The organism is Eubacterium sp. BIOML-A2, from assembly GCF_009680135.1.
Classification (GTDB): Bacteria; Bacillota; Clostridia; order Lachnospirales; family Lachnospiraceae; genus Faecalicatena; species Faecalicatena contortus_B.
On the sequence record NZ_WKZK01000005.1, the window covers coordinates 51512 to 77159 of the forward strand.

Below are 25648 nucleotides of genomic sequence, written 5' to 3' on the forward strand. Positions count from 1 at the left end.
CTATCCCGGGCGGCGTTTTCTAGCTGATCACAGTTTCATTGGAGGAATCCCTGATTTGTTCATAGAGACAGTCCAGTTCCCGGTCCGTCAGTTTTCGGTATTCTCCTTCTCTTAGCTTTCCCAATTCTATGTTCATAATTCTGGTTCTCACCAGATCTTTCACTTCATATCCCAGTGCCTCGCACATCCTTCGGATCTGCCTGTTCAGCCCCTGGGTCAGTATAATGGTAAATGTATACTTCCCGATCTTCTGCACCCTGCAGGGTCTTGTGACCGTATCCAGAATCGGCACGCCTGCGGACATCTTTTCCAGGAAGTCCGGCGTAATTGCCTTATCCACTGTCACCTTATATTCCTTTTCATGGCGGTTTCCCGCACGCATCATCTTATTGATGATGTCCCCGTTGTTGGTCATAAGAAGCAGGCCCCTGGAATCCTTATCCAGACGCCCGACATAAGTAACCCTCACGGGATAATTTAAAAACCTTACAATACTGTTCCGCTCTCTGTGCTCCTCCGTGCAGACGATTCCTGCAGGCTTATTCACTGCCAGCACAACCATCTCCCCGCTGCGGGATACCACCTTACGGCCGACGCGCACCTCCTGGCCGGGCAATACCTTCATGCCCATGCCGGCTGTCTTCCCGTCAACCTTTACCCTGCCGCTCTCAATCAGGCGGTCGGCTTCTCTTCTGGAACAGACCCCGGCCTCACTCAAATATTTATTCAGCCTGACCGCTTCCTTCTTTCTCATAAATTCCTGTTTGATCTTATTGCTCACTGCCCAACGCTCCGCTTATGTTATTATCCTGGAAAAATGTATTGCCGCTGTAGAGGAACAGCACATCGGTAATCTGATATGTTTCCATAGCATCCTGGATATTTCCGGTATAATACCTTGGGTCAATCATGACAATCTCCCGGAAATAAGGCGTCAGAAACGGTACAAAACAATTGGCGTAAGAATCCTTAACCACCAGCAGCCTGTCCCGGTTCTCCGCCATGGTTTTGATATCGATCACCGAGGTATTGCCGCCCAGAAAAAAGGCGTACTTATCTCTTGTATCCAGCTGATCCGCTTCGTACAGAGAGGTGGTCTTCTTTTGTTCGTCTACATAATTCACTGTCACGTCATTATCTGTGTCTTTCGGCACATAGATGTCGATCTCTTCCCTGACACTCATACGGCAGCCGCTTTTTGCCGCCAGAATCCCGTTAAAGTCTGTCGTTACCGGATAAGACGCATACACACTTGAGACATCCGCCGAGATGCCAAGCTTCCCCGCCGCCTCCTGGAAGGCGTAAAATGCCCCCAGTGTTGTCCAGTGATGGTCTGTCTTATAGTATATCTTTTCATCCTTATGCTTATTCAGAGCCTTAACCGCATCCACCCACTGTACAGAGTCTCCCAGTTCCTTTTTTACAAGGCCGATGCTGGTACTCTGGTCCGCAACCGTGGCAAGGGAAGGCAGGCTGCTGCTGAGTATGTTTGCAGCATCCGGAACCAGCAGCATCGTAACCGGAATATCGCTGTAGCGCTCTGAAAATGCCTTGATGGCCGCCACATTGCTGTTTAACAAATCTTTATCCGGCACCGCAATATCTTCCAGAAGCTGGTTCTTCTTACCAATAAATACACCATTTTCTTCTTTGCTTCCGCCAAACCGGTTCAGCGTAACCTTCAGCTTCCGCCACATATTCCGTCCGATAAACTGGTCGGACTGATAGTTTTCATACTGTTCCATATAGCTGCCCGATGTCAGTGCGCTTATTGTCAGTTTTGGTTTTTCCGACAGCATGCGGTTCTCCTCGTCAGACTTTTTCTTATCCGGAACGAGCAGATTACCTAATATTAGTATCAGCAGGCAGATGATAAATGCTTTTCCAATAAAGCCATCAACCCACCGCTTCTTTTTCCTTCTGTTATTCTTCATATTCCCACCTAGAATCTAAAATATAAAAATGGATTAAATGACTCCGTCACCAGATATGCTATGGAGATCAAAAACATTCCGATGTACACGATCCCTGCCGCCGTTTTCTTTGCCCTGTTATCATCAAAAACCCCGACAAACCTCCGGATCAGTGAATATCCGGCTGCGGAGGATCCCAGAACTGCAACAGCATACAGGAGCCAATGGGTCAGTATAAAGTAAAGAGCCTGCTTATCTATAAACGCGCTTGCCCCCGCTCCGAACATCGCGCTCAGGTATCGCAGTGCATAGCCGAGGCTCGGACTGAAGAAAAAGACCCACCCAATCATGACAAGCACAATAGAATAAATGTGCCTCACAACGTCGGGCAGACGCTCCAGCGCCTTTCCCCAAACAAACTTTTCCAGCACGAGCAGGAGCCCATAATACAGCCCCCAAAACAAAAGATTCCATGCGGATCCGTGCCAGAGACCGGTCAGCATCCATACCACCAGGAGATTCATAATCTGCCTGGACTGCGTACAGCGGTTCCCGCCCAGAGGAATATAAACATACTCCCGGAACCAGGTGCTCAGAGAAATATGCCACCGCCTCCAGAATTCCGTGATACTGGAGGAAGTATAGGGATAGTCAAAGTTCCTGCGGAATTCAAATCCAAACATTTTCCCCAGTCCTACCGCCATATCAGAGTATCCGCTGAAATCGAAATAGATCTGAAAGGCAAAAGACACACAGCCGACCCAGGCCGTCAACACGGAAAAACTCCCCATCTGCAGGCCCGATATCTGGTCAAAAACCTGTCCCACGGAGTTTGCCAGTATGACTTTCTTTGCAAGGCCGATGATAAAATATTCGGCCCCCTGCCCAAACTTCCGCATAGTTACCGTGCGGTTTTTCAGCTGTTCCTCGATGTCAATATAACGTACGATCGGCCCTGCGATCAGCTGTGGGAACATACTGATGTACATTGCAAAATACAGAATATTCTTCTGCGGCCTGACCTCTTTTCTGTAGACGTCTATAATATAAGACAACGCCTGGAATGTATAAAATGAGATCCCAATTGGCAGCGGAAGTTCCCTGTACGGTATATCCACCGGCAGCACGGCATTCAGGCTGTCCAGCACAAATCCATAATATTTAAAAAATCCCAGCAGCAGCAAATTGCATACAACAGCAAAAATGAGACTCCTGCGGGCCTTCTGCGGATCTTCTTCCTTGTGGTATATGTCAAGTCCGCAGACATAATTCAACAGGATGGAAAGAAGCATCAAGATAATATAAACCGGCTCCCCCCACGCATAAAAAATCAGGCTGGCAATCAGCATGATTATATTCCGGAACTTGTGCGGCACTATAAAATATAACGCCAGTGTCACCGGCAGAAATATAAACAAAAACGTGATACTGCTAAATAACATTTTCCAGCTTCCTCTCCCCGTATTTTACAGACTTTTTGCAAAGGCTTCTTTATACTCCGCCGCTTTGGGTGCTATGGCCAGAAAAAGGAATTTTCCCCTTACAGACACTTCCGACTGTTCCAGCAGCTGGACTTCCTTTGGTGCATAGCCCTCGAAATCATTTTTTCTGTTTGCGATTCTCTTTTCGACAGCTTCCTTTACCCGTTTCATCTGTCCTTCGTTCTTCACCTTTATCAAAAGCACTTCTTCCGCAGACATACTGCTCTCGGAAGTATACAGCATCACTCCGTCATAATCCGCGCTGTTAAGGCCATAATAACGCTTCAGGCCTTGTCCTTCTGCCTTTTTCAGATTCCCGGTATCCAGGACAGACTCCACCGCCTTCTGTATGGTTTCAAAAGACTTGGTACTGCCGCTCGTATAGATCATCAGCAGAACAATATAAACAAGAATCACAGCCATTACCACATACTTGGCGATTTCCGCAACACCAGGACGTTTTGTGCTTCCCGTCCCATTTTTGCTCTCCACATGGTTTAATTCTCTGTTCATCATAGTGAGGCCACCTCCGCCATCCTGTTCAGCCAGAAGGGATAGAAAGACGCTTTAAAATGTACACCGTCCTCCTCATAATAACTGTCTGACACAAGTTCCGTATTATCGATAAAGGCGATCTGCCTCTTATCACACAGGGCATGCAGAGCTTCATTATACTGATCCAGGTTCCTATAAGCCGGTTCGCGTTCAATCTCCTGTTCCTGCACAGGAAAGATCGAGTTCACAAAAATCTTGGCATCCGGAAGTTTCTCCTGAAGTTTCTTAAACAACTCATCGTACTGCTTAACAAACTCATCCGTATCCCCTTTGGTTGCGATGATATCATTCATCCCATAGGCAAGGAAAATAACCTGGGGATTAATCTGCGCCACACTTTCGATCTGCTCATCCAGCTGATCCAGTTCCACGCCAATCTTTGCCACAACACTGGAAGCATTCAGAAGATCATATTCCATAAATGCCTCAGAGATGGAATCCCCCATAATTACAGCGTTCGCAAAAACAGCCTTATAATTTCTGTTCTTAATTTCCTCCTGAACTTCCTGATTCTCTCTGTCCTTCTCCTCCAGCTTTTCCATCTTATTCTCAATATTCTTCACATCCGCTGAGGACGCCTGTTTTATAATCTCCAGGCCCTCGGAAGTATCCACCTTATTCCTGGTCAGGCTGTTGATTCCCTCCGCTGCAAGTATAATGACAATCACCAAACCGACCGCCGCACAGCAGTATATAATCGACTTTCGTCTTTTCATTTTCATCATATGTTTCTAAGACCTTTCGCTTTATCCTGTTTCCGTACTTTTTATAATACTTTTTTTACCCTTAAAAGTCAATCTTTCCACCTGATTCACCTCATTTTTCATTGCTGTTTTGACAGAGCCATTTTTCTGCTACCCGCCGCCCGGATTTTATGTTACAATAACAAACAGGCTTTATTTGATAATCATCGCGGAGGAAAACAATATGATCGCACTGCGCCTAACCAGTATCAAAGACTTTATGTCACACCTTCTGTTATCCGAAACATTCGACAGCTTCCAATTCATAGAAGGAGAAATCGTCACCTTCAACACATTCACAATAGACGGTTTCGTCCAAAAACCCTTTTACCCCGAAAAAGAAAGCATCCCGGAATACTCCCTCTGGAAAACCCTGAGAGAGTACTGCTTCACCCTGATCAAAGGCAGAAAACCCCCCCTCAGTTTCAAATTCATCTTCCGCCTGTCCCCCCAGAACACCGCCCGCCTCATAGCCCAGAACCGCCTGGACTTCACCCCCGACCAAATCCAGGGCCTATACCTCAACATCCGCTATGACGGCACAACCCTCCAATGCATAACAGGCACCTCCCTAAAAACCTTCACCATGGACAAATCCCTCGAAAAATCCTGGGACACCATGATCCAAAAATTCTTCACCCAAAAACAAATCCCCTACGACCTGGAAGCTTAGGCAAAGCCTAAGCTTCCACTACTTCAGCCTTCCCCCTGCGACGCAAGGAGGTACACATCCACAGCCTCCAGCAATAAGAATGCAAACCACCTCTCCATTCGGCCCTTACCTATCTCCTAAAACAAAAGACTTACCTATCTCCTGACTGGTCAAGTCAAAACAGCCCATCCCCGTCCCCCTCTCGTCCCCGAACTGCCTCCCCCTAAGTAATCCTCTGTCAATTTGATGAACCCAGCCATTCCCGTCCGGCATAAGGGATTTTGCGGGACAATTGGATTTAGAGATTAGATATACTTAATGAAAAAAGAGCTGTGACTGGGGACAAAACTGTGATTCCGAATCACAGTTTTGTCTGAACCCGTAGTGTGAAATTCATCAGAATTTCACACTGCGTGTCCAGGTTGCCCCAGTCACGGCTCTTTTTTCATTTAGTAAATCAATCTCCAAATCCAGTCCCGCAAAATCCCTTATGCCGGACGGGAATGGCGCCCCTTCTCCAATCCAGCCCCCTTACTTAGTAAGCAGCATCATAATCTCATTACTGCGTTGTACAAATGCCGTCATCTCAGCCGGACTCAACGGTTTATGAGCCAGCATAGCCAGATCATAAAGCTGTCTGCAGATGATAGGCACGCTCTTACTGCGTTTATGCTCTAAAACAAACTTGACAAGCGGATGGTTTGCATTTAAGATCAAGGTTGCCTGGCTTCCGAACATACCGGCATCCATACCACCCATGCTGTACATCTTCATCATCTCTTCCATACGTCTGGACTGCTCAGAAAGCACTGCCATGGAAGCTACATTATCGTCTTTGAGTTTTTCGACTTTCACATCCAGCTTATCATTGTTCAGCTCTTTTCGGAAGATTTCAATCAGGCTGTCTGTGGTTTTCTTAAACTCTTCCTTTTCTTCCTCTGAAACCTCATCTTTCAGGGAATCATGCACATCCGCATCAATTCTCAGGAATCTCACCTTCGGGTTGCGCTGCTCCAGATAAGTGATAAATGCGGAATCAATGTTGTGTGTCAGCAGAATCGCATCCTGGTCGTGTTCTTTGAACATATTGATATACTGGCTCTGCTGCTGTTCATTTGTTACATAGTAAATGTCGGTCTTGATCTCCTCTACTTCATTCTCGGCCTTGTTCTCTGCTTCATTTTCGTCAGCACTATCTTCTGCCTTTTCCTCCTGATCATTCGGAGTTACGACGGAACCGCCGTTAGCCTCGATTAACTCTTCCAGTGTTAAATATTTATGATTCAGGTTTTTAAATAAAATAGAATCTTTGATTTTCTCACCGAACTTTTCATCCTTCAGGCAGCCAAACTTGATAAATGGACTGATGTCATCCCAGTATTTTTCATAGTTTTCCTTGTCGGTCTTAAACATTCCGTTGAGTTTATCTGCAACTTTCTTGGAAATATAATCCGCCACTTTATTCACAAATCCATCATTCTGCAGGGCGCTTCTGGAAACATTCAGCGGCAGGTCAGGACAGTCAATGACACCTTTTAATATCATCAGGAATTCCGGAATGACTTCTTTGATGTTGTCCGCAATAAATACCTGGTTGTTGTACAGTTTAATGGTTCCCTCGATGGAATCGTATTCTGTATTGATTTTCGGGAAATAAAGAATTCCCTTGAGATTAAACGGATAGTCCATGTTCAAGTGAATCCAGAACAATGGTTCCTTATAATCCATAAATACCTTGCGGTAGAAGTCAATATACTCCTCTTTTGTACATTCACTCGGGTTCTTTGCCCAAAGAGGATGAATATCGCTGATGGATACCGGGCGTTTTACAATCTTGACTTTTTTCTTCGGTTCGCCTTCTTCGCCCTCTTTTGGCTCTTCCGTGATATGCTCTACGACTTCGTCCGTATCAAGCAGTTCTTCCTCATCAATTGTCTCATAAGACGGCGCTTCATTTTCCTTGGAAAGGAAGATCTCTACCGGCATAAAGGAGCAGTATTTTTCCAGAACTTCCCTTGCCTTGTACTCATTCGCAAACTGTAGGCTGTCCTCATTCAAAAACAGGGTTATCTCGGTACCTACATCGGTTTTATTACCGTCCTGCATCTCATATTCTGTGCCGCCCTCGCTTACCCAGTGTACCGGAACCGCACCTTCCTGGTAGGACAGCGAGTCAATATGAACCTCATCCGCCACCATAAAAGAAGAGTAGAATCCCAGACCGAAATGTCCAATCATCTCATCCTCAGTCGTTTTATCTTTATACTTCTCCAGGAACTGGGTAGCACCGGAGAATGCGATCTGTGTAATATACTCCTCTACTTCACCCGCTGTCATACCCAAGCCATTATCAATAAACTTTAATGTCTTCTCCTCCGGGTTAACAATAACCTGAATCTTTGCCTTGTAATCATCCGGCAGTTCATATTCCCCCATCATGTCCAGCTTTTTCAGCTTTGTGATGGCGTCACAGCCATTAGATACAAGCTCGCGCATAAAAATATCGTGGTCAGAATATACCCATTTCTTAATAATCGGAAATATATTCTCGCTGTCAATGGATAAGTTACCTTTTTTTGTTCCCATATATAACACTCCTTTTCATTATAATAGCTGTTTCGTAAGCCTTTATTACCACCTAGAAGATATTCTAATACACTGGATTTCAAAAGTCAATAAAAAGTTAGCACTCTTTATAGATGAGTGCTAATAAGATACTATACGAGGGATTAGTTTTGATGTAAAGCAGGGCGAAATATTTGGCTTTCTCGGTCCGTCCGGGGCTGGAAAAAGTACCGTACAGAAAATATTAACACGAACTCTCCGCGATTATCGTGGGAGTGTCCGTGTTTTTGGTGACGGGATCAGGCACAGAACCAGCGATTATTATGAAAATATCGGTGTGGATTTTGAGTTTCCCAACTTTTATGAAAAGTTTACCGCGCTCGAAAATTTAAAGTATTTTGCTTCGATTTATTCCGTCAGAACAACCGATCCATTGGAACTTTTAGAAAAGGTTGGCCTTCGCCCTGATGCCGGCAAAAAAGTCTCCAGCTATTCAAAGGGTATGAAAATGCGGCTTGGTTTTATACGTTCATTGCTGCATGATCCCAAACTGCTCTTTCTGGACGAGCCCACCAGCGGCCTGGATCCTGCAAATGCAAGGGTGCTGAAGGATATGATATTGGAACAGAAAAAGAAGGGAAAGACCATCATATTAACGACCCATAACATACATGATGCGGAGGAACTCTGCGACCATGTTGCTTTTATTGTTGACGGTACGGTGAAAACGATAGATTCGCCGCACGCTTTGCGTAAAAGCAGATTTGATACAGAGGTTGAATATTGTTTTTCCGATAATAGAAAAGAAAGACAAAGTGTTTGTACTCTTTCCAGTCTGGCCGATGCCCGGGACTTTCAAACCGCAATGAAAAATGGGACACTGACCAGTATTCATTCAAAAGAACCGACGCTTGAGGATATCTTTATTTCATTGACAGGGAGGGGCTTACAATGAGATTTTTTCACGCCTTAAAGAATGATATCCGGTTTGGCTTGTAGTGCTTTTAGTACTAGCATATAAACGGATTCGTAATGCATTACAATCAGAAGGAGGCAAGAATTTATGAAACATACCGTGAAGCTCTTCCAGATTGGCCTGAAACAAATATTAAAAGACGGAATGCTAATTGTCCTGATACCAGCGCCATTTTTAGCAGGCATATTTTTTAAGCTTGCTATTCCTTTTTTCAACACAGTTCTGACATCTGAATTCTCGTTCCCCTTAACAGCCTGGTATGGCCTTGCCGACGGTATGCTGATTTGTCTGGCCCCCTTGTTTACGGCAATGATATCCGCATTTTTATTGCTAGAAGAGAGAGATGAAGGATTAAATGCATTTCATCAGATTACCCCGGCAGAAGGATATTCTTATTTAGCAGCGCGTATTGGTTTACCAATGACAGGGGCATTCATAATCACGATACTCGTTGCTGCAGCTTTCAATCTTTCCTCCCTATCTTTTGGAGTCATTCTCTCAAGCTCTCTGATCAGCAGTTTTACAAGTATATTTTTAGCAATGATGATTGTATCGGTTGCCGGAAACCGTGTTGAGGGACTTGCGCTTTCAAAACTAATGGGGATCAGCTTCCTAGGGCTTATCTTAATATGGTTTATTCCTGCTCCCTATTCTTACTTCATGGCTTTTCTGCCTTCGTTCTGGATTGGAAAAATATTGATGGACGGAGTAAATGTATTTACCTTTGCATTTGGCGTAATATCCTGCTTCTTATGGATTGCTTTTTTCACCCGGAAATTTTTGAAAAGAGTGCAGTAATAAGATGTATGTGCTAAACTATTTTCCTATTTTACGAAAAGTGGTATACTTGATTTTGTAGACACCCAGGAATTACATAAAAAAGGAGTACGATTATGACCGAAACATTTGAAACATTAAAAGTAGACAATGACCGGCAGATTCAGGAAGTTGCTGAACTGGCAGAAATGATCTGGCACGAACATTTTACCCCTATCATCGGAACCAGCCAGGTAGAATATATGATAGACAAGTTCCAGTCTGTTCCCGCACTGAAGACACAGCTGAAAGATGGCTACGAATACTATCAGCTTTTTGACAAGGGGGAATTCTGCGGATATTGCGGCATTCACCCCGAGAATGGCCGGTTATTTTTGAGTAAAATTTATATTAGAAAAGACTGCCGCGGACGCCATCTGGCCACAAAGGCATTCGAATTTCTGAAGAACCTTTGCCGCCAGAGGGGCCTCTCCTCAATCTGGCTGACCTGTAATAAACACAACGATGGCTCTCTGGCCGTATACAGCCATCTCGGGTTTAAAACCATTGATACGCAGGTAGCAGATATCGGCAATGGATTTGTGATGGATGACTATATTATGGAGTATACTCTCTGAGTGGATGGCGGGGAGTCTGGCTTTTGCTTTACCATTTACTGCGGATATTGCAAAATTCCCAACTCCTTGCTAATTCATCCGCTGCCTCACCATGTGGTACTGCTATTCATTTTCAAATCTTGTCTTAAGCATTTTATAAAAATTACTAAGACTTTTATCGCCTTCATTATCAGGGAAGAGACAGTAAGGTAAGCTATCTGTTTCTTTATGCTTAATTACGCAGGCACAACATTTTCCATTATTCGGGCAGGTCTTTTTTGGGCAGGCACATTTTTTGACGTTTGGACACTTCACTTTATATTACCTCCTTTTTGAAGAATTATCCTCTACTCATTTTCAGAATTTTTATTATTTCGTCAACTTTTAGTACCTTTCCATAAGATACCACTTTTCCGTCAATAACGAGGGCAGGTGTAGTCATTACGCCATAAGCTGCAATCTGTGTAAAATCGGTTACATGGTCGATAGCTGTATCCATATAGAGCTGTTCTAATGCCGCTTTTGTAGCGGCTTCAAGCTGATTGCATTTTGCGCAGCCGCTTCCCAATATTTTAACGCTTGCCCCCTCTTTTTTTGCTTGTTCGGCTTTAGCCATACTTTCTTCATTGCAGTTACCTCCACAGCAGGCGGCAGTTCCTTCTCTTTTATTTTTTCTTCCAAATAATGCCATTATGATAATCTCCTTTTAATGTAATTTTTTTATTTGCTAACAACATATTTTCTAAAACACCCTATATGAGAAAAGAATGGAATATATGAAACAGATAACCAACAATGATAATGCCGCCTGTACAAATACCTATAAACAAGGCAAGCAATCTGGGCTTTACTGCTTTTCGGAGCATAATCATTGAGGGAAGGGATAAAGTAGTAACCGCCATCATAAAAGATAAAATTGCACCAAGTTGGGCCCCTTTGGCAAATAGTGCTTCGGCAACAGGAATTGTTCCGAAAATATCCGCGTACATAGGCACACCTACAAGAGTAGCTAAGATTACAGAGAACGGGTTATTGCTTCCGAGCGCAGTTTCAATCCATGTTTGTGGTATCCAATTATGAATGAAAGCACCTATCCCGACACCTATCAGAATATAAGGAAATACTTTTTTGAAAGTAGCTGCTACTTGTTCCCACGCATATTTGAACCTATCACGTTTTGTCAAATCCGGGGCTTCAATATCTACACTTCCTGCTGTTTTGATATACTGTTCGACGTATTTTTCCATATGTAGTTTTTCAATAATTGTGCCGCCCACAACCGCGATAACCAAACCAACAAGAACATAGACAATCGCAATTTTCAAACCAAATATACTCATTAGCAGAACAAGAGAGCCGAGATCAACCATTGGAGACGATATAAGAAATGAAAATGTTACACCCAAAGGCAGCCTTGCACTAGTAAAGCCGATAAACAGAGGGATAGAGGAACATGAACAAAATGGGGTGACTGTTCCAAGCAGTGCCGCAGCGATATTTGCGCCCACACCATGAAAACGCCCTAAAATCCTCTTGCTTCTTTCGGGTGGAAAATAGCTTTGGATATAGGAAATCAGATAGATTAAAACACAAAGCAGAACTGTGATTTTAATTGTATCGTAAAGGAAAAACTGAATACTGGCACCTATTCTGCTTTCAATGTTAAGCCCTACGGCAGATAAGCCGCCGCCTATTAATTCATTAAGCCACCTCATGCCCAAAATCTGATTTTGAAAAAAGTCCCAAATCATTCGAGTAACTTCCAATAAAATCTCCCCTTTCCATTTATATATTGCAATTTATCGATGTGTTATTTGATATATAAGCCGCCATCTGTTCTGGCGGCTCATTAGTCTGTGCAGCTAGACTTTTTTGTATTGCCCGTTACTGTTGTAATCTGATTCAGAAGTTCCCGTGCCCGGATGACGCCCTCTGGATTGAAAGAATAGTACGTCCATTTCCCTTCTTTACGTCCAACAACAATTTCCGCATCGCATAATATTTTCATATGATGTGATAAAGTCGGCTGGCCAATATTAAGTTCTTCCAGCAACTTACACGCACACTTCTCACCACTTTGCAGCAAACCTAAAATTATCAGTCTATTTGCATCGCAAAAGGCTTTGAATATCCTTGCGTTTTTTTCATTCTCGTTCACTCATCAACACTCCTTTTTACTGTTCAATTTATACTATACAAAACACATCGATTAATGTCAATATGTGTTTTAAATTTTCCAACACTACCCATTCATTTGGCATATCTATCCTAAAAAACCGCAAAGCCATCTCCCATCCGTCTCCCCCGTCAGTTGCCCCACCGACCTTATACTTCCGATCGGATGAACGCAACCTGCCCGGGATATCGTGTACGGCACCTGCAGACATTCCCGCCGCTGCCGTACACGATATCCCGGGCAGGCGCCCCCCCATCTAATCTAAACTCCCCCTCAACAACTCATGAATCAACCCCGGATCAGCCTTCCCCTTCATAGCTTTCATTGTCTGCCCGACCAGAAACCCAATTGCTTTTTCTTTCCCGTTCTTATAATCTTCCGCAGATTTCGGATTTGCTTCTATTACTTTATCTATCACTGCTTTTAATGCGCCCTCATCATTAACTGTTTTTAAACCATTTTCCTCCACATAGACCTCAGGATCGATGTTTTCCTCAAATATTTTCCCAAAAACTTCTTTTGCCACAGAACTGTTGATTGTCCCGGCTTCTGTCAGATTTACCAGCTTTGCAAGGTTTTCGGGGGAGAATCTGATATCCTCTGGCTCCATATTATTTTCTTTGAGCAGGCGGAGCGTCTCCACCATCAGCCAGTTGGAAACCTTTTTAGGCTTTCCACAGACTGCAGCTGCTGCTTCAAAGATATCCGCCATTTTCTTGGACTCTGTGATAATTTCCGCATCATACTGCGGAATATCGAATTCTTTTTGATAGCGTTCCAGCTTTTCTGTGCGAAGCTCTGGCTGCTTCGCTTTAATCCCGGCAATCCACTCATCGCTGATGACGATCGGTACCAGATCCGGCTCCGGAAAATACCTGTAATCCTGTGCATCTTCTTTGGAGCGCATTGCATAAGAATGTTCTTTGTTATCATCCCAGCGCCGGGTCTCCTGAACCACCTGTTTTCCTGCCTCCAGGAGCTCGATCTGGCGTGCCCGTTCTCCCTCTATTGCTCTTGCAATGGCCTTGAAGGAGTTCAGGTTTTTCATCTCGGTTCTGGTTCCCAGCTTATCCGAGCCCGCTTCCCTCACAGACAGGTTCACATCCGCCCTCATAGAGCCTTCCTGCAGCTTACAGTCGGAAGCACCCAGGTACTGAATGATCATACGCAGCTTTTCCAGGTAACTGATCACCTCGTCTGCTGAACGCATATCCGGCTCAGATACAATTTCCACCAGAGGGACGCCGCTTCTGTTATAGTCTACCAGTGAGGTGTCGTCCCATGCATCGTGAATCAGTTTACCGGCATCCTCCTCCATATGCATCTCGTGAATACGGACCTTCTTTTTTCCGCCGCCGCTTTCAATCTCGATACAGCCGTTTCTTGCGATTGGAAGATAAAGCTGGGAGATCTGGTAGTTCTGCGGATTATCGGGATAGAAATAATTTTTACGGTCAAACTTACACAGCCTTGTTATTTCACAATTTAAAGCCAGTCCGATTGCCATGGCATACTCCACGACCTGCTTATTTAACACGGGGAGGGAGCCTGGCATGCCGGTACAGACGGGACAGGTGTGCGTATTGGGGGCGCCTCCAAATTCTGTGCTGCAGCCGCAGAAGATTTTTGTCTTTGTCGCCAGCTCTACGTGGACTTCAAGTCCGATTACGGTCTCATACTGCTTTGCCATCCTTTACGCCTCCTTTCCTGTCATAGCCGGCGCTTCATGCCGTTTGCCTGTTTCACATTCATATGTGTATGCGGTGCGCAGCAGTGTTTTCTCCTGAAAACAGCTTCCAATGAGCTGCATTCCGATTGGGATGCCTCTGCTGTCCTTGCCCACCGGTACGGACATCCCCGGCAGGCCGGCCAGATTGACTGCAACCGTATAAATATCGCCCAGATACATTTTCATCGGATCGCGTAAGGATTTACCAAGTTCCGGCGCCGTCGTGGGTGCAGTCGGCCCAAGTATCACATCGTAAGATTCAAAGGCACGGTCAAAGGCCTGTTTTATTAATGCTTTTGTGCGCAGTGCCTTCAGATAATAGGCATCGTAATAACCTGAACTCAAAACGAAAGCCCCCAGCATGATTCTGCGTTTTACTTCTGCGCCAAAACCTTCGAACCTCGTCTTTTTATACATGTTGTGAAGCCCGTCATAATCCGGCGTGCGGTACCCGTATTTTACGCCGTCGAAGCGTTCCAAATTGGAGCTGGCTTCTGCAGAAGCTATCACGTAATAAGTGGGGATTGTATACTGTACAAGACTCAGATCAAAGGTTTCTACTATGGCGCCTCTTTCTCTCAGAACGCCTGCCGCTTCCATGACAGCATTTTCTACTTCTTTGTCCAGCCCTTCTTTTAAATAATCCGCAGGGATACCGATCCGCAATCCCTTCACATCATTCATAAGAGCACTGGTAAAATCGTAGTCCTGCCGTTTTACTGACGTGCTGTCTTTTGGGTCGTATGAAGAGACAGCCTCCAGTATGGCCGCACAGTCAGATACATCCTTTGCCACCGGCCCAATCTGGTCGAGGGAAGAGCCATACGCAATCAAGCCATAGCGTGACACGGTGCCGTAAGTGGGTTTTAATCCCACTACTCCACAGAATGAGCTGGGCTGGCGGATAGAACCGCCGGTGTCTGTTCCCAGTGAGAACCAGCACTCCTGTGCCGCCACCGCAGCACAGGACCCGCCCGATGACCCGCCCGGTACATGGGCTGGATTATGCGGGTTTTTCGTTGGACCATAATATGAGGTTTCTGTCGTACTGCCCATTGCAAACTCATCCATATTCGTTTTCCCGAGTACCACTGCCCCTGCCTTCTTCAGATTCAACACTGCTTCCGCCGTGTATACCGGTTTAAAATCGGACAGGATTCTGGAACTGCAGGTTGTAAGCTGGCCTTCTATGCACAGATTGTCTTTCACTGCCACCGGCACGCCCGCCAGCGGGCCCGTAAGCGTACCATTCTCAATCTGCTTCTGCACCTCAGCCGCCTGCCTCATTGCCCCTTCTTCATCCAGAGTCACATAACTGTGTATCTCCGGCTCCAGCGCTTTTGCCCGCTCAATTGCCGCTCTCGCCGCCTCACCTGCCGTCACTTTCTTATCTTTTATCATTTTCCCCAGCTCAAGAGCTGTAAGGCTCAATATATCCATTTTCTGCTTCCTCCTATCCGATCGTCTTAGGCACCTCAAAGCTGTCGTTTTTCCTCTGGGGAGCATTTGCCAAAATATCTTCTTTATGATCTTCGTTCGTCACAACATCCTCCCGAAACACATTATGCAGAGGAAATGCATGAGACATCGGTTCAATACCGCTCGTATCCAGGTCGTTCAATGTATCTATATAATCCAGCATCTTCTCCATATCCGTCCGGGCCGTTCCCTTCTCCTCCTCAGACAGTTCAAGCTTAGCAAGAATACTGACATACTCAATCGTTTCTTTAGAAATTTTATTAGACATCATATCCTCCTTTTCTGCAAAGGGGTCTGACCCCTTTAATATCTATACGCATCGTAATATGAATCATAGTCTTCTGATTCAATCAACTTGCTTGGAATCATTCTGGCGTCCCCATCATCCGCACATACGGTTGAGCCTTCGGGCAGCACAACGTTTCGGAAAACAGTATTTATGGCATCGCACGCCAGCCATTTGCTTTTATTCAAATAGTTCAACTCAGGATCCTCATAGTTCGTATTCAGCGGAATACTGTAACTGATCGTCGTCCAGTCTGAAACCGCCTGGAAATCGTATACCCCTGCCGGGAAATCTTCCCCTGCGGTCAGTTTTCTTCCCTGAGTGAGCGCAACTTCATCCTTCAGCGGATTGCTCATTCCTTTCATATCAGATGTCTGCCCGTTTTCTGTGACGATTAAAAGCCTGACATCCCCCGATACTTCCAGGACAGCGCCCTCATAAATTCTGACGTCATTCCATTCTTTTAAATCTCCGTTTGACTCTTCATCCCCGAAAAACTGCCATAAATAAATAGAATTTTCATAGTCATCCACGCATGCTTCCCCCTGTCCTTCTTCCAGATATATATCATATCTGCCCTCAGGTACATGGATGCCGCCTATATACAGCCCTGGTTCCAGAACATTCTCAAAATGTTCACCGGTATCAGACAATTCACGGCTTACAAATTCATAGGGATCTGACGACCCGGGTTCCTCGGTTACCTGGATGCTCCCCGTTTCAACGTCGTTGAATTTATCTTTAGAAAAATCACCGATAAACGCAATTAAAAGAAAAGCAATAATGATAATCACAAAAAATGTTTTACCTTGTTTTTTAGATATTGCAGTTGATTTCCCTGTTCTCGGCTTCATAACAGGCTTTGTATAGCTGTATTTGTACTCATCTGGATGTGCGGTCCTCTGAGCGGATGGTCCGGAATCATTTGTCTGATATGCCTTTCTTTCCGGTTTATCTTTCGATTTCTTTGCCGCCCGTTTCATAACTTCCTCATCCCGGTTATCAAAATCACATGTATCCTTTACTTCTCCGCGGCCTTTTATCCTGTTTTCCGTCCGGCTGTAGTTCAGCCGGTAGGTTTTCCTCTCACTTCTTGCATTGTCCAGACCACAATCCTGACAACGTCCTTCTACTAGTTTTCCTCCGCATAGATAACATCTTTTGCTTGACATAGGCCCCTCTCATTTCTCATCCGTAATTTTCGAAACTCAAAGGGGACAGACCCCTTTGAGTTTTATGGTTCCAGCCTGCTCAAGTCTCTGGGAAATAGTGCTGTCTCACGCACGTTATCTTCGCCCAGTATTTTCATGGTCAGACGCTCCAGCCCGATTCCCAGGCCTCCATGGGGCGGCATACCGTGTTTGAATGCACTCAGATATTGTTCCATTCCTTCCTCTGCCATATCCCTTGCTTCCATCTTTTTTTTCAGATCATGGTAGTCATGGATCCGCTGGCCCCCGGTTGTGATTTCCATTCCCCGAAACAACAGGTCGAAACTCAGTGTAAAGGTTGGGTCCGCCGGATCATCCATCGCGTAAAACGGCCGCTTTCTGGATGGATAGTGGGTGACAAACACAAAATCTGCATCCCATTCCTCTTTTGCATATTGGCTGATCAGCTGCTCCTCCTCGGGCTCCAGATCATAGGGGTTCTTTATGCCCCGCCCGTACTTTTCAGATACTTTTCTTTTGATATCATCAAATCTGACAGCCGGTATCTTCTCCGCCTCCGGGAGTTCAATTCCAAGAATTTTTAATTCCCCTGCATAGTCATTCTCAAGCAGTTCAAAAGTGTACTGGAGAAATCCTGTTTCCATCGCCATAATATCTTCGAACCCGTCAATGTAGCCCATCTCAAAATCCAGGCTCGTATACTCGTTCAGATGGCGTTTTGTATTGTGCTTCTCAGCCCGAAAGACCGGCGCCGTCTCAAACACCCTGTCAAACACCCCGACCATCATCTGCTTATAGAACTGCGGGCTCTGCTGCAGGATAGCCGGCCTGTGAAAATACTCAAGACGGAAAAGGTTCGCCCCGCCCTCAGCACTCTTAGCGCCGATCTTAGGCGTGTGGATTTCTGTAAACCCCTCTCCATACAGAAAATCACGGAATCCCCGGACAATGCCTTCCTGTATCCTGAACTTCGCCCGCTCCCTGACGTTGCGCAGCGAAATCGGCCGATAGTTCAGTTTTGCTTCCAGCGAAGTATGAAGCTTCCACTTAGAAACAGGCAGAGGCATCGGTTCCGCCGGTTCACTCAGAACTTTTATTTCTTCAATTCTGATCTCAATGCCATGAGGTGCTTTTTCAGACTCTGCAGGTATTCCTGTTACTTCGACTGTATCAGCTTCTTTCAAATCCTTCAAGTTAAATTTTGAAACTCCCTCCTCAAAAACGCACTGGATCAGGCCTTCTCTCTTTCTCAAAATCACAAATGCCACCGTCCCCATATTCCGGATAGCATGGACTGCACCATTCAATCTGACACAATTCCCAGTCATTCCCTCTCTCAGCAGTTCGTTCAATTCCAATGTGTCCTTCTGTTTAACTCCTGTTACAAATTCCATGTTTCTTCTCCTTTCTGCTCCTTTGTGACTGCATCCCGGATACTAAAACAATTGAAATATACAGGAAATCCCATATAAACAAAAAGCCCCGGGATGCATCTGCATCCCGGGACGGATTCGTAATATAATCCGCGGTACCACCCGCATTGGACAAACGTAATGTATCTATGTCTGCCCCACTTTTGCGCATGTAACGTATGCCATACGTACCAGCCTACTCATAGGTTCAGCTGATCAGCTCCCAAGTGTTCCCTTGATCTTCTCCACTGTCCGGCGCTCTCAGTCGGTGACGCCAACTTCCTGTCAGTTTCTGAAAATCAGAGTCTTGTTCACAGCCTTTCTCCATTTCACAGTTTACTCTGATAAAACTTGTTAACAATCATAGCACAGCTCTTTTTCGATTGCAAGGAGTTTTTTCAAATAATTTTTATATAGTTCATCAGAATGTATGGTATCTCCATATATTTCAATAGTTAAGTCAACAATAACACAACCACTCCACCGCTTACCGGTACTTATACGTACCCTCAAACGAATTCATACACCGTCCCCGCTTACAGACCCCTCCAGGCAGGCAAGCCTTTCCTTCCGGTCGGATGTACCAGCTGAAAAACCGGGAAGCCAGCCCCACGACGGGAGCATCTATGCCATTTTAAAAGTCCTAGAGTGAACGTTAGAGGCCCTTAAGAAAAAAACATAGAAAATGGAGGGCAGAATTTGACGTATCACGTCAAATTCTGCAGCGGCCTAAGACCCGAAATTATCAGATTTCGGGTTGCATGCCGCTGGACCTTCATTTTCTATGTTTTTTTATTTAGGGCCTCTTACGTAAACGGAGCGGATTTTTAAAATGGCATAGATGCTCCCGTCGTGGGGCTGGCTTCCCGGTTTTTCAGCGTCCCAATATCCCCCCAAACCCACAGCTTGCCTTCTAAAGTCCCCCTGTTACTACTTCAATTGCCTTATCCAGCTGGTTATCCGCATCTTCATGATCAGGATCCGCCACATACTCGACCTCTACATCCGGCGTGATCCCCTTTTTGTTTATGCTTCTCCCTGCCGCCGTAAAGTATTCGGCTATGGTCACCTTCAGGCATGTTCCGTCTCCCAGATTCACCAACTGCTGTACAACCCCCTTGCCGTATGTGGTCATGCCGACGATTTTACCCACGCCATAATCCTGCACCGCTCCTGCGAATATCTCAGAAGCGCTGGCGCTGGCCTGATTTACAAGAACTGCCAGGGGCTTCTTGAATTCATGATCTTCTTCGTTTTTTTCCTCTATAACGTTGCCGTCTTTATCTTTGGTAGATACAATCGTCCCTTCCGGGAGAATCATCCTCAGCATATCTACCACTGTATCCAGATTGCCGCCCGGATTGGAGCGAAGGTCAATAACCAGGCCCTTCATGCCCTGGTTTTCCAGGTCGGTTAGGGCATTCTCAAACTGTTTTAATGTGACTGTATCAAACTCCAGGATCCGCAGATAGCCGATCTGGTCTTCCTTCATCTCATACTCGACAGTCTGTGTCTCGATCTTACGGCGGGTAGCTGTACAGACGACCTCCTCCGCGTTCTCGCCTCTGTAGACGTGCAGAGCCACCTCCGTGCCTTCCTCTCCTTTGATCCAGGACACAATCTCACTCAGATCTTCTTTGTCAATCACATGATCATCTACCTGGTAAAGAATATCTCCGGTTTTAAGTCCGGCCTCCTCCGCGGGAGAATCTTTATAGATATTGCCGATCGTCACCTGCCTGGTCTGGTAATTCTGCAGCAGCGTGGCGCCAATCCCGCTGTATTCCCCGGTTGTTGACTCCAGCAGATCCCGGGTCTGTTCCTCATTGTAGTAAACCGTATAAGGATCCCCCAGACCACTGGCATAGCCGTTGTATATGCCGTCCTGCATGGCTTTTTCATCTATATCATCTCCATAAAGATAATATTGGTCTATGACATTGCTTAACATATTCAGCTTCTTATCGGTCTCACTCTCCTCAGAGATCTGTGCAGCTTCTGCCTCTCCCCCTGCCATCCTGACTGAGACCGCCTTCCACACTCCGGAACCCAAAATCACAATTAATAGCATAATGAGGGCGCCGGAAAGCGCCCCCTTAATAAAACTCTTTTTATGATCCATATTTCATGTCCAACCTTTGAAATTATTCTGTATGTTTACAGATAGCCCAAGGGATCCACTGCCACGCCGCCGGATTCTACCTGGAAATGCAGGTGCGCGCCGAATGAATTACCGGTATTGCCCACATATCCGATCTGCTGTCCCTTCACAACGGTCTGGCCGGCTGTCACGCAAAGTGCAGAATGATGCATATATTTTGTCGTTAATCCATTGCCGTGGTTGATGACTACCCAGTTCCCGGCACTGTCGCTCCATCCCGCTATCACAACCGTACCGTCGGCCGCTGCGTATGTAGGTGTTCCCTCTCCTGCCGCAAGATCCAGCCCCTTATGGAAGGCACCGTCAAAATCCCGGTATCCAAACGTACTGGATATAACTGCCCCCGGACATGGATTGGTAAACTGGCCGCTTCCACTGACAACAGGCGTGGTGCTTGGTGGTGTATAACTGCCCCCGCCGCCGGATGACTGCTGCTGCTGTTGTGCTGCCTGCTGGGCCGCCAGCTGCTGTTCCTGTTTGATGCGTTCTGCTTCCGCTTCCTCTATCAGCTTCTGCAGGGTCGCCGCATTATCTCCGATCTGCTTCTCCAGATCGGCGAGCTGTATCTTTTTGCTGTCCAGCAGTGCCTGAACTTCATTCTGCTTGACAACCAGTTCGTCCTGCAGGCCCGAAAGCACTTCATACTCATCCTTGAGAGAAGCCTCTTTCTCTTCCACGTCTTTCACTACGTCCTGGAACTCAATAAGCATATCTCTATCATATGCAGAAATCTGCGAAACATACTCCGCTTTATTTAATAAATCCCCAATACTGTCACTGGAAACCAATATCTCCAATAACTGGGAGTTCCCATTCTCATACATGAATTTAATACGCTTCTTCATGCTTTCATACTGGTCATTCTCATCCACTTTTGCCTGAACGAGCTCGTCTTCCGCTTTCTGGATCTCATCCTGTTTCTTTTCCAGCTTTTCTTTTGTGTCGTTCATATCTGCAATGATCGAGTTAAGCTGAGATGCCAGGGAGTCCTTTTCTTTTTCGGCGGCCTTTTTCTGGTTCTCCAGTTCCTCCGCCTTTTTCTGTGCTTCATCCACAGTAGCCGCGTTTACATTGAGCACCATGCCCAAACTCAAAGCAATGACCAAAACTGTACTTATTATACTCCTCTTTCGTCTTCTCATAGGCGCCACCTATACTTTCAAATGCTTACGTACAGTGAAGTAGCTTCCGACAAAACCAATTCCCACACCTAACAGCAGCCCGATCGGGAGCAGCAGGCGGTATACCGTTGTAACCGGCAGGAAATTAATGATATTGTTCAAAATCTGGAACTTGGTCAATACATACTCGACCGCCTTGCCATAAAGTCCATACAGCAGGGCCAGCGGTATAATCGCGCCCACAAGTCCCATAAGAAGACCTTCAATAACAAACGGTGACCGGACGACAAAGTCCTTGGCCCCAATATATTTCATAATGGCAATCTCTTCCTTACGCACCGTAATACCCATGGTTACCGTATTGCTGATCAGGAAGATCGATACCCCAAACAGTATGATAATAATGGCGATGGATACATACCCTACCAGTACATTTACGCTGGAAAGCGTGTTTGCCACAACATCAGACTTGTTCACCTTCCGTACCCCGTCCAGGCCCTTGGCAAACTTGACAAGATCCTGCTGAGTGGAAGCAAGCGACTTGCTCCTGACAGAGAGGTTCGCATCATTTTTCTCCACTGTTTTCATATATACTTCATAGTTATCGGATCCGGCCAGCGGGTTGTCATTTTTAAATCCGTCCGCCAGATCTGCATTGTCTTTAAAATAGTCGCTCTTAAACTTGTCCCATGCGTCATCCGCTGACACAAAGTTAACTTTCGATACATCGTCCCTGCTTCTTAAGGCTTCCCCGATATCATCGATCTGCTGCTGCGTGGCATCCTCGTCAAAAAATACGGTGATAGCCACCCCTTCCTCCGCTGACTTTATGATATACTGAAAGTTCAGCAGGATAGAAAAGAATAATCCAAACAGGAAAATACAAGCTGACATTGTCGCAACCGATGCGAGCGAAAACATCTTGTTTCTCCCGATATTCTTAACCCCTTGTTTTCCTACGTATCCTAATGTACTAATTCTCATCGAAATACCCACCTTTTTGTTCATCACTGACGATAACGCCCTGTTTCATCGTTATGACGCGCTCGTTCATCTCGTTTACGATCTCCTGGTTGTGAGTAACAACCAATACTGTTGTCCCTCTCTCATTCGCCTCTTTCAGCAGACTCATGATTTCCCATGAGTTTGTTGGATCCAGGTTACCAGTCGGCTCGTCGGCCAACAAAATAGCAGGTTCATTTACAATCGCCCTCGCAATCGCAACACGCTGCTGCTCTCCCCCTGACAGCTCTTTTGGGAATGACTTATACTTCTGGGCCAGTCCCACCAGCGACAGCGCCGCCGGCACCTTCCTCTTGATAACTCTTGTCGGTGTCTCGGTCACACGCAGTGCAAAAGCAATATTTTCATAGATATTTCTGTCTTTCAAAAGCCGGAAATCCTGAAAAACAACCCCCAGGCCTTTTCTGTACTTCGCAATGTGACGATGCCTCATTCTGTTTAGGTTCTGCCCGTTCACTATGATCGTCCCTTCCGTCGGATCTAACTCCTTCATAATGAGACGAATCAGAGTAGACTTTCCTGAACCGCTGTCTCCCACGATGAACACAAACTCCCCCTGTTCAATCTTGACGGAAACTCCGTTCAGGGCGGCATTGCCCTTAGAGTACTCCTTCGTTACATTTCTTAATTCAATCATATGCTCCTCCTAATTATTCATACTCATTAGTATTCCAATGACTCCATATACTTCATGTATTTTACCACCATCAGAGCAATCTTGAACGTAATCGCGTCCTCAAAAACGCGCAGATCAAGCCCGGTGCTCTTCTGCAGCTTATCCAGCCGGTATACCAGAGTATTTCTGTGAATGTACAGCTGTCTGGACGTTTCTGATACATTCAGACTATTTTCAAAGAACTTGTTGATAGTCGTCAATGTCTCCTCATCAAAATCGTCCGGAGATTTCCCCTCGAAGATCTCCTTGATAAACATCTTACATAACGGGATCGGCAGCTGATAGATCAGGCGTCCGATACCCAGCGTGCTGTATGCCACAATGTCCTTTTCGTCAAAGAAGATCTTGCCCACATCCAGTGCGAGCTTTGCTTCTTTGTAGGACTTTGAAACTTCCTTGATGTCATTTACGATGGTTCCGTATGCAATATGGATGTGTTCTTCCCCGCATTCATTGCGCAGAATCTCCAGCATATCCTTTGCCATCTTCTCCAGCTCTTTGCCGCCGTCTTTATCAGTAAGTTCCTTGACCACAATGATATTCTTCTCGTCCACAGCCGTAATAAAGTCTTTTGATTTTCCTCCGAGAAGGTTCCTAACATTGTCCAGCGCTACGCTGTCTTTTTCGTGAGATGTTTCAATAATAAAGATAACACGTTTTATCTCTGTGTCAATATGTAATTTCTTGGCCCTGTTGTAAATATCCACTAACAGGAGATTATCCAGCAAAAGATTTTTGATAAAATTATCCTTATCAAACCTCTCTTTATATGCTACCAGCAGGCTCTGAACCTGAAACGCCGCAATCTTGCCGACCATGTATACTTCCTCGTTCTCACCGCCGGCCAGCAGAACATATTCCAGCTGCTGTTCATCGAAAATCTTAAAAAAATGATCCCCCTGAATAACCTGGCTGTCAGCCGGAGATTCCACAAAAGACAGGACTGCACTTTCATAATCCTTTGTATCTTCAAATGTGGCTGCAAGCGCTTTGCCTTCCGTATCCAGAACACTGAAATCAATCCTGGAAATATTCTTAAGGCCCTCAATTGTGTTTTGAAGTATCTGATTTGAAATCATACTTTCTCTCCTCCGCTTTATGACTCTATTCATGTGCATTTTTCACAAATTCCGGCATCAAAAAATGTGAAGAACGTACATATACAAGATATATATTAATGCATAACGTCAAAAAAATAAAGAGGAAATCCACTTTTTTTATGCATTTCCTCATATTTTTTACAAAAAATTCATATTTTCGTCATTATACATTGTTCACAAATCTTATTCTACGGGGAAAAATCCTTCACCCATAACCTCACGGGCATCGCTCACAATCATGAACGCATTTTCATCGATTCTGCCCACCAGTTCCTTCAACTGCACCAGTTCTTTCTTTGTAACCACACAGTAGAGCAGGCATCGGTCCTTCCCTGTATACATGCCTTTTGCATATATACCGGTAAGTCCGCGGTCCACTCCGTGCATGACCGTCTCTGCCACTTCATCGTACCGGTCTGTGATAATAAAAGCAGCCTTTGCGAATTTCACCCCTTCTATCATTGCGTCCGCAATCCGGTTGACCACCACAATGGTAATGATTGCATAAAGCGCGCGTTCAATACCAAACACATATCCACCGGCTATGACAATCACAGCGTCTAGCACCATCATAATCTTCGCCACGGAAAACTGCCGCAGATAATTCTGGATAATTGCCCCGACCATGTCTGTTCCTCCGGTCGTTGCCCTGGCTGAAAATACCAGGCCCATACCGACCCCCTGCAGCGCCCCGCCGAACACGGCGGCCAGCAGGAGGTTGTCCTGAATAAAGGAAAACTCAGGCAGAACTCCCAGCCAGACCGAAACCATGGCGGTTGCAAATAAGGTCCTGCCGATAAATGATCTGCCTTTTACTTTCAGTGCCGCAAGAAATACAGGCACATTGAGGGCGGCATTCGTAAACCAGAGAGGAATACCGCCAGGAAGAATCCCTTCCGTAAGGTTCTTAATGATGATAGCCAGCCCTGAAAATCCGCCGACTACCAGGCTGTTGGGTTCATAAATACATTTGATGGCAAAAGATACGATTCCTGTCCCCACAACGATGTATGCATACTTTATAAACACGGGTTTTTCCCGATATCTATGCATGC

General features: G+C 45.5%; 25 protein-coding genes. 4 read left to right on the forward strand and 21 right to left on the reverse strand.

The genetic code is table 11. The features are described 5' to 3' along the window. Positions 1-19 precede the first annotated feature (19 nt). The 5 genes from rluF to GKG43_RS03120 are packed head-to-tail and all read right to left on the reverse strand — an operon-like array spanning position 20 to position 4665. The gene (gene rluF / locus GKG43_RS03100; protein WP_154253246.1) at positions 20-754 is read right to left on the reverse strand and encodes a 23S rRNA pseudouridine(2604) synthase RluF; all 735 of its coding nucleotides are present in this window, start codon (positions 752-754) and stop codon (positions 20-22) included. A 16-nt stretch (positions 755-770) separates the two neighbouring features. Continuing rightward, positions 771-1934, reverse strand: a complete 1164-nt coding sequence (locus GKG43_RS03105; protein WP_055150756.1) for a DHHW family protein — start codon at positions 1932-1934, stop codon at positions 771-773. Positions 1935-1942: 8 nt separating this feature from the next. Next, positions 1943-3355 carry an MBOAT family O-acyltransferase gene (locus GKG43_RS03110; RefSeq protein WP_055150759.1) on the reverse strand — a complete coding sequence of 471 codons (1413 nt, stop codon included), beginning with the start codon at positions 3353-3355 and terminating at the stop codon, positions 1943-1945. 24 nt (positions 3356-3379) lie between these two features. Continuing rightward, entirely contained in the window at positions 3380-3910 is a 531-nt protein-coding gene (locus tag GKG43_RS03115; RefSeq protein WP_242857510.1) for a DUF4358 domain-containing protein, read from the reverse strand. Continuing rightward, a complete protein-coding gene (locus tag GKG43_RS03120) occupies positions 3907-4665 on the reverse strand; it encodes a GDSL-type esterase/lipase family protein (protein ID WP_243143805.1) in 759 nt (252 codons plus the stop codon). The genes GKG43_RS03115 and GKG43_RS03120 overlap by 4 nt, the downstream gene beginning before the upstream one ends. A gap of 211 nt (positions 4666-4876) precedes the next feature. Between GKG43_RS03120 and GKG43_RS03125 the strand changes: the two genes are divergently transcribed. Further along, positions 4877-5365: a DUF5721 family protein gene (locus tag GKG43_RS03125; protein ID WP_055150765.1), complete on the forward strand. Its 489-nt coding sequence runs from the start codon at positions 4877-4879 to the stop codon at positions 5363-5365. A gap of 510 nt (positions 5366-5875) precedes the next feature. Here GKG43_RS03125 and htpG read toward each other — a convergent pair. Then, positions 5876-7930, reverse strand: coding sequence for a molecular chaperone HtpG (gene htpG, locus GKG43_RS03130; protein WP_129878513.1), 2055 nt, complete (start codon positions 7928-7930; stop codon positions 5876-5878). Between the two features lie 133 nt (positions 7931-8063). On the opposite strand from htpG, the gene GKG43_RS03135 reads away from it, so the two are divergent. The 3 genes from GKG43_RS03135 to GKG43_RS03145 all read left to right on the forward strand — a co-directional run bounded on the left by GKG43_RS03135 (position 8064) and on the right by GKG43_RS03145 (position 10279). Further along, positions 8064-8864 carry an ABC transporter ATP-binding protein gene (locus GKG43_RS03135; RefSeq protein WP_055150771.1) on the forward strand — a complete coding sequence of 267 codons (801 nt, stop codon included), beginning with the start codon at positions 8064-8066 and terminating at the stop codon, positions 8862-8864. A gap of 108 nt (positions 8865-8972) precedes the next feature. Further along, complete coding sequence (locus tag GKG43_RS03140) at positions 8973-9683, forward strand: hypothetical protein (protein WP_055150774.1); 711 nt, start codon at positions 8973-8975, stop codon at positions 9681-9683. 95 nt (positions 9684-9778) lie between these two features. Beyond that, positions 9779-10279 carry a GNAT family N-acetyltransferase gene (locus GKG43_RS03145; protein ID WP_055150777.1) on the forward strand — a complete coding sequence of 167 codons (501 nt, stop codon included), beginning with the start codon at positions 9779-9781 and terminating at the stop codon, positions 10277-10279. A gap of 102 nt (positions 10280-10381) precedes the next feature. Here GKG43_RS03145 and GKG43_RS03150 read toward each other — a convergent pair whose 3' ends face one another. The 15 genes from GKG43_RS03150 to GKG43_RS03220 form a co-directional block, all read right to left on the reverse strand. Then, positions 10382-10573 carry a hypothetical protein gene (locus tag GKG43_RS03150; protein ID WP_025655029.1) on the reverse strand — a complete coding sequence of 64 codons (192 nt, stop codon included), beginning with the start codon at positions 10571-10573 and terminating at the stop codon, positions 10382-10384. Between the two features lie 25 nt (positions 10574-10598). Further along, entirely contained in the window at positions 10599-10949 is a 351-nt protein-coding gene (locus tag GKG43_RS03155; protein WP_055150780.1) for a thioredoxin family protein, read from the reverse strand. A gap of 61 nt (positions 10950-11010) precedes the next feature. After that, complete coding sequence (locus GKG43_RS03160; protein WP_129878515.1) at positions 11011-12024, reverse strand: permease; 1014 nt, start codon at positions 12022-12024, stop codon at positions 11011-11013. A gap of 83 nt (positions 12025-12107) precedes the next feature. Continuing rightward, the gene (locus GKG43_RS03165) at positions 12108-12416 is read right to left on the reverse strand and encodes a metalloregulator ArsR/SmtB family transcription factor (RefSeq protein ID WP_055150788.1); all 309 of its coding nucleotides are present in this window, start codon (positions 12414-12416) and stop codon (positions 12108-12110) included. Positions 12417-12690: 274 nt separating this feature from the next. Then, positions 12691-14124, reverse strand: a complete 1434-nt coding sequence (gatB, locus tag GKG43_RS03170) for an Asp-tRNA(Asn)/Glu-tRNA(Gln) amidotransferase subunit GatB (RefSeq protein ID WP_055150794.1) — start codon at positions 14122-14124, stop codon at positions 12691-12693. Between the two features lie 3 nt (positions 14125-14127). Continuing rightward, on the reverse strand, positions 14128-15603 hold the full coding sequence (gene gatA / locus GKG43_RS03175; protein WP_055150797.1) for an Asp-tRNA(Asn)/Glu-tRNA(Gln) amidotransferase subunit GatA: 1476 nt from the start codon (positions 15601-15603) through the stop codon (positions 14128-14130). A 13-nt stretch (positions 15604-15616) separates the two neighbouring features. After that, positions 15617-15910 carry an Asp-tRNA(Asn)/Glu-tRNA(Gln) amidotransferase subunit GatC gene (gatC, locus tag GKG43_RS03180; protein ID WP_025655023.1) on the reverse strand — a complete coding sequence of 98 codons (294 nt, stop codon included), beginning with the start codon at positions 15908-15910 and terminating at the stop codon, positions 15617-15619. Positions 15911-15945: 35 nt separating this feature from the next. Beyond that, complete coding sequence (locus GKG43_RS03185) at positions 15946-17100, reverse strand: hypothetical protein (protein WP_129878517.1); 1155 nt, start codon at positions 17098-17100, stop codon at positions 15946-15948. Positions 17101-17162: 62 nt separating this feature from the next. After that, the gene (gene aspS / locus GKG43_RS03190) at positions 17163-18494 is read right to left on the reverse strand and encodes an aspartate--tRNA(Asn) ligase (RefSeq protein ID WP_055150804.1); all 1332 of its coding nucleotides are present in this window, start codon (positions 18492-18494) and stop codon (positions 17163-17165) included. Positions 18495-19425: 931 nt separating this feature from the next. Then, on the reverse strand, positions 19426-20634 hold the full coding sequence (locus GKG43_RS03195; protein WP_129878519.1) for a S41 family peptidase: 1209 nt from the start codon (positions 20632-20634) through the stop codon (positions 19426-19428). Between the two features lie 35 nt (positions 20635-20669). Further along, positions 20670-21815 (reverse strand): M23 family metallopeptidase, encoded by a 1146-nt coding sequence (locus GKG43_RS03200; protein ID WP_055150814.1) that lies wholly within the window; start codon positions 21813-21815, stop codon positions 20670-20672. A gap of 9 nt (positions 21816-21824) precedes the next feature. Next, positions 21825-22778 (reverse strand): permease-like cell division protein FtsX, encoded by a 954-nt coding sequence (locus tag GKG43_RS03205; protein ID WP_025655020.1) that lies wholly within the window; start codon positions 22776-22778, stop codon positions 21825-21827. Next, on the reverse strand, positions 22768-23454 hold the full coding sequence (gene ftsE, locus GKG43_RS03210; protein WP_009002218.1) for a cell division ATP-binding protein FtsE: 687 nt from the start codon (positions 23452-23454) through the stop codon (positions 22768-22770). Before ftsE ends, GKG43_RS03205 begins: the two co-directional genes overlap by 11 nt. A gap of 26 nt (positions 23455-23480) precedes the next feature. Beyond that, positions 23481-24572 carry a helix-turn-helix domain-containing protein gene (locus GKG43_RS03215; protein ID WP_025655019.1) on the reverse strand — a complete coding sequence of 364 codons (1092 nt, stop codon included), beginning with the start codon at positions 24570-24572 and terminating at the stop codon, positions 23481-23483. Between the two features lie 204 nt (positions 24573-24776). Then, the gene (locus GKG43_RS03220; RefSeq protein ID WP_129878521.1) at positions 24777-25646 is read right to left on the reverse strand and encodes a YitT family protein; all 870 of its coding nucleotides are present in this window, start codon (positions 25644-25646) and stop codon (positions 24777-24779) included. Positions 25647-25648: the final 2 nt, after the last annotated feature.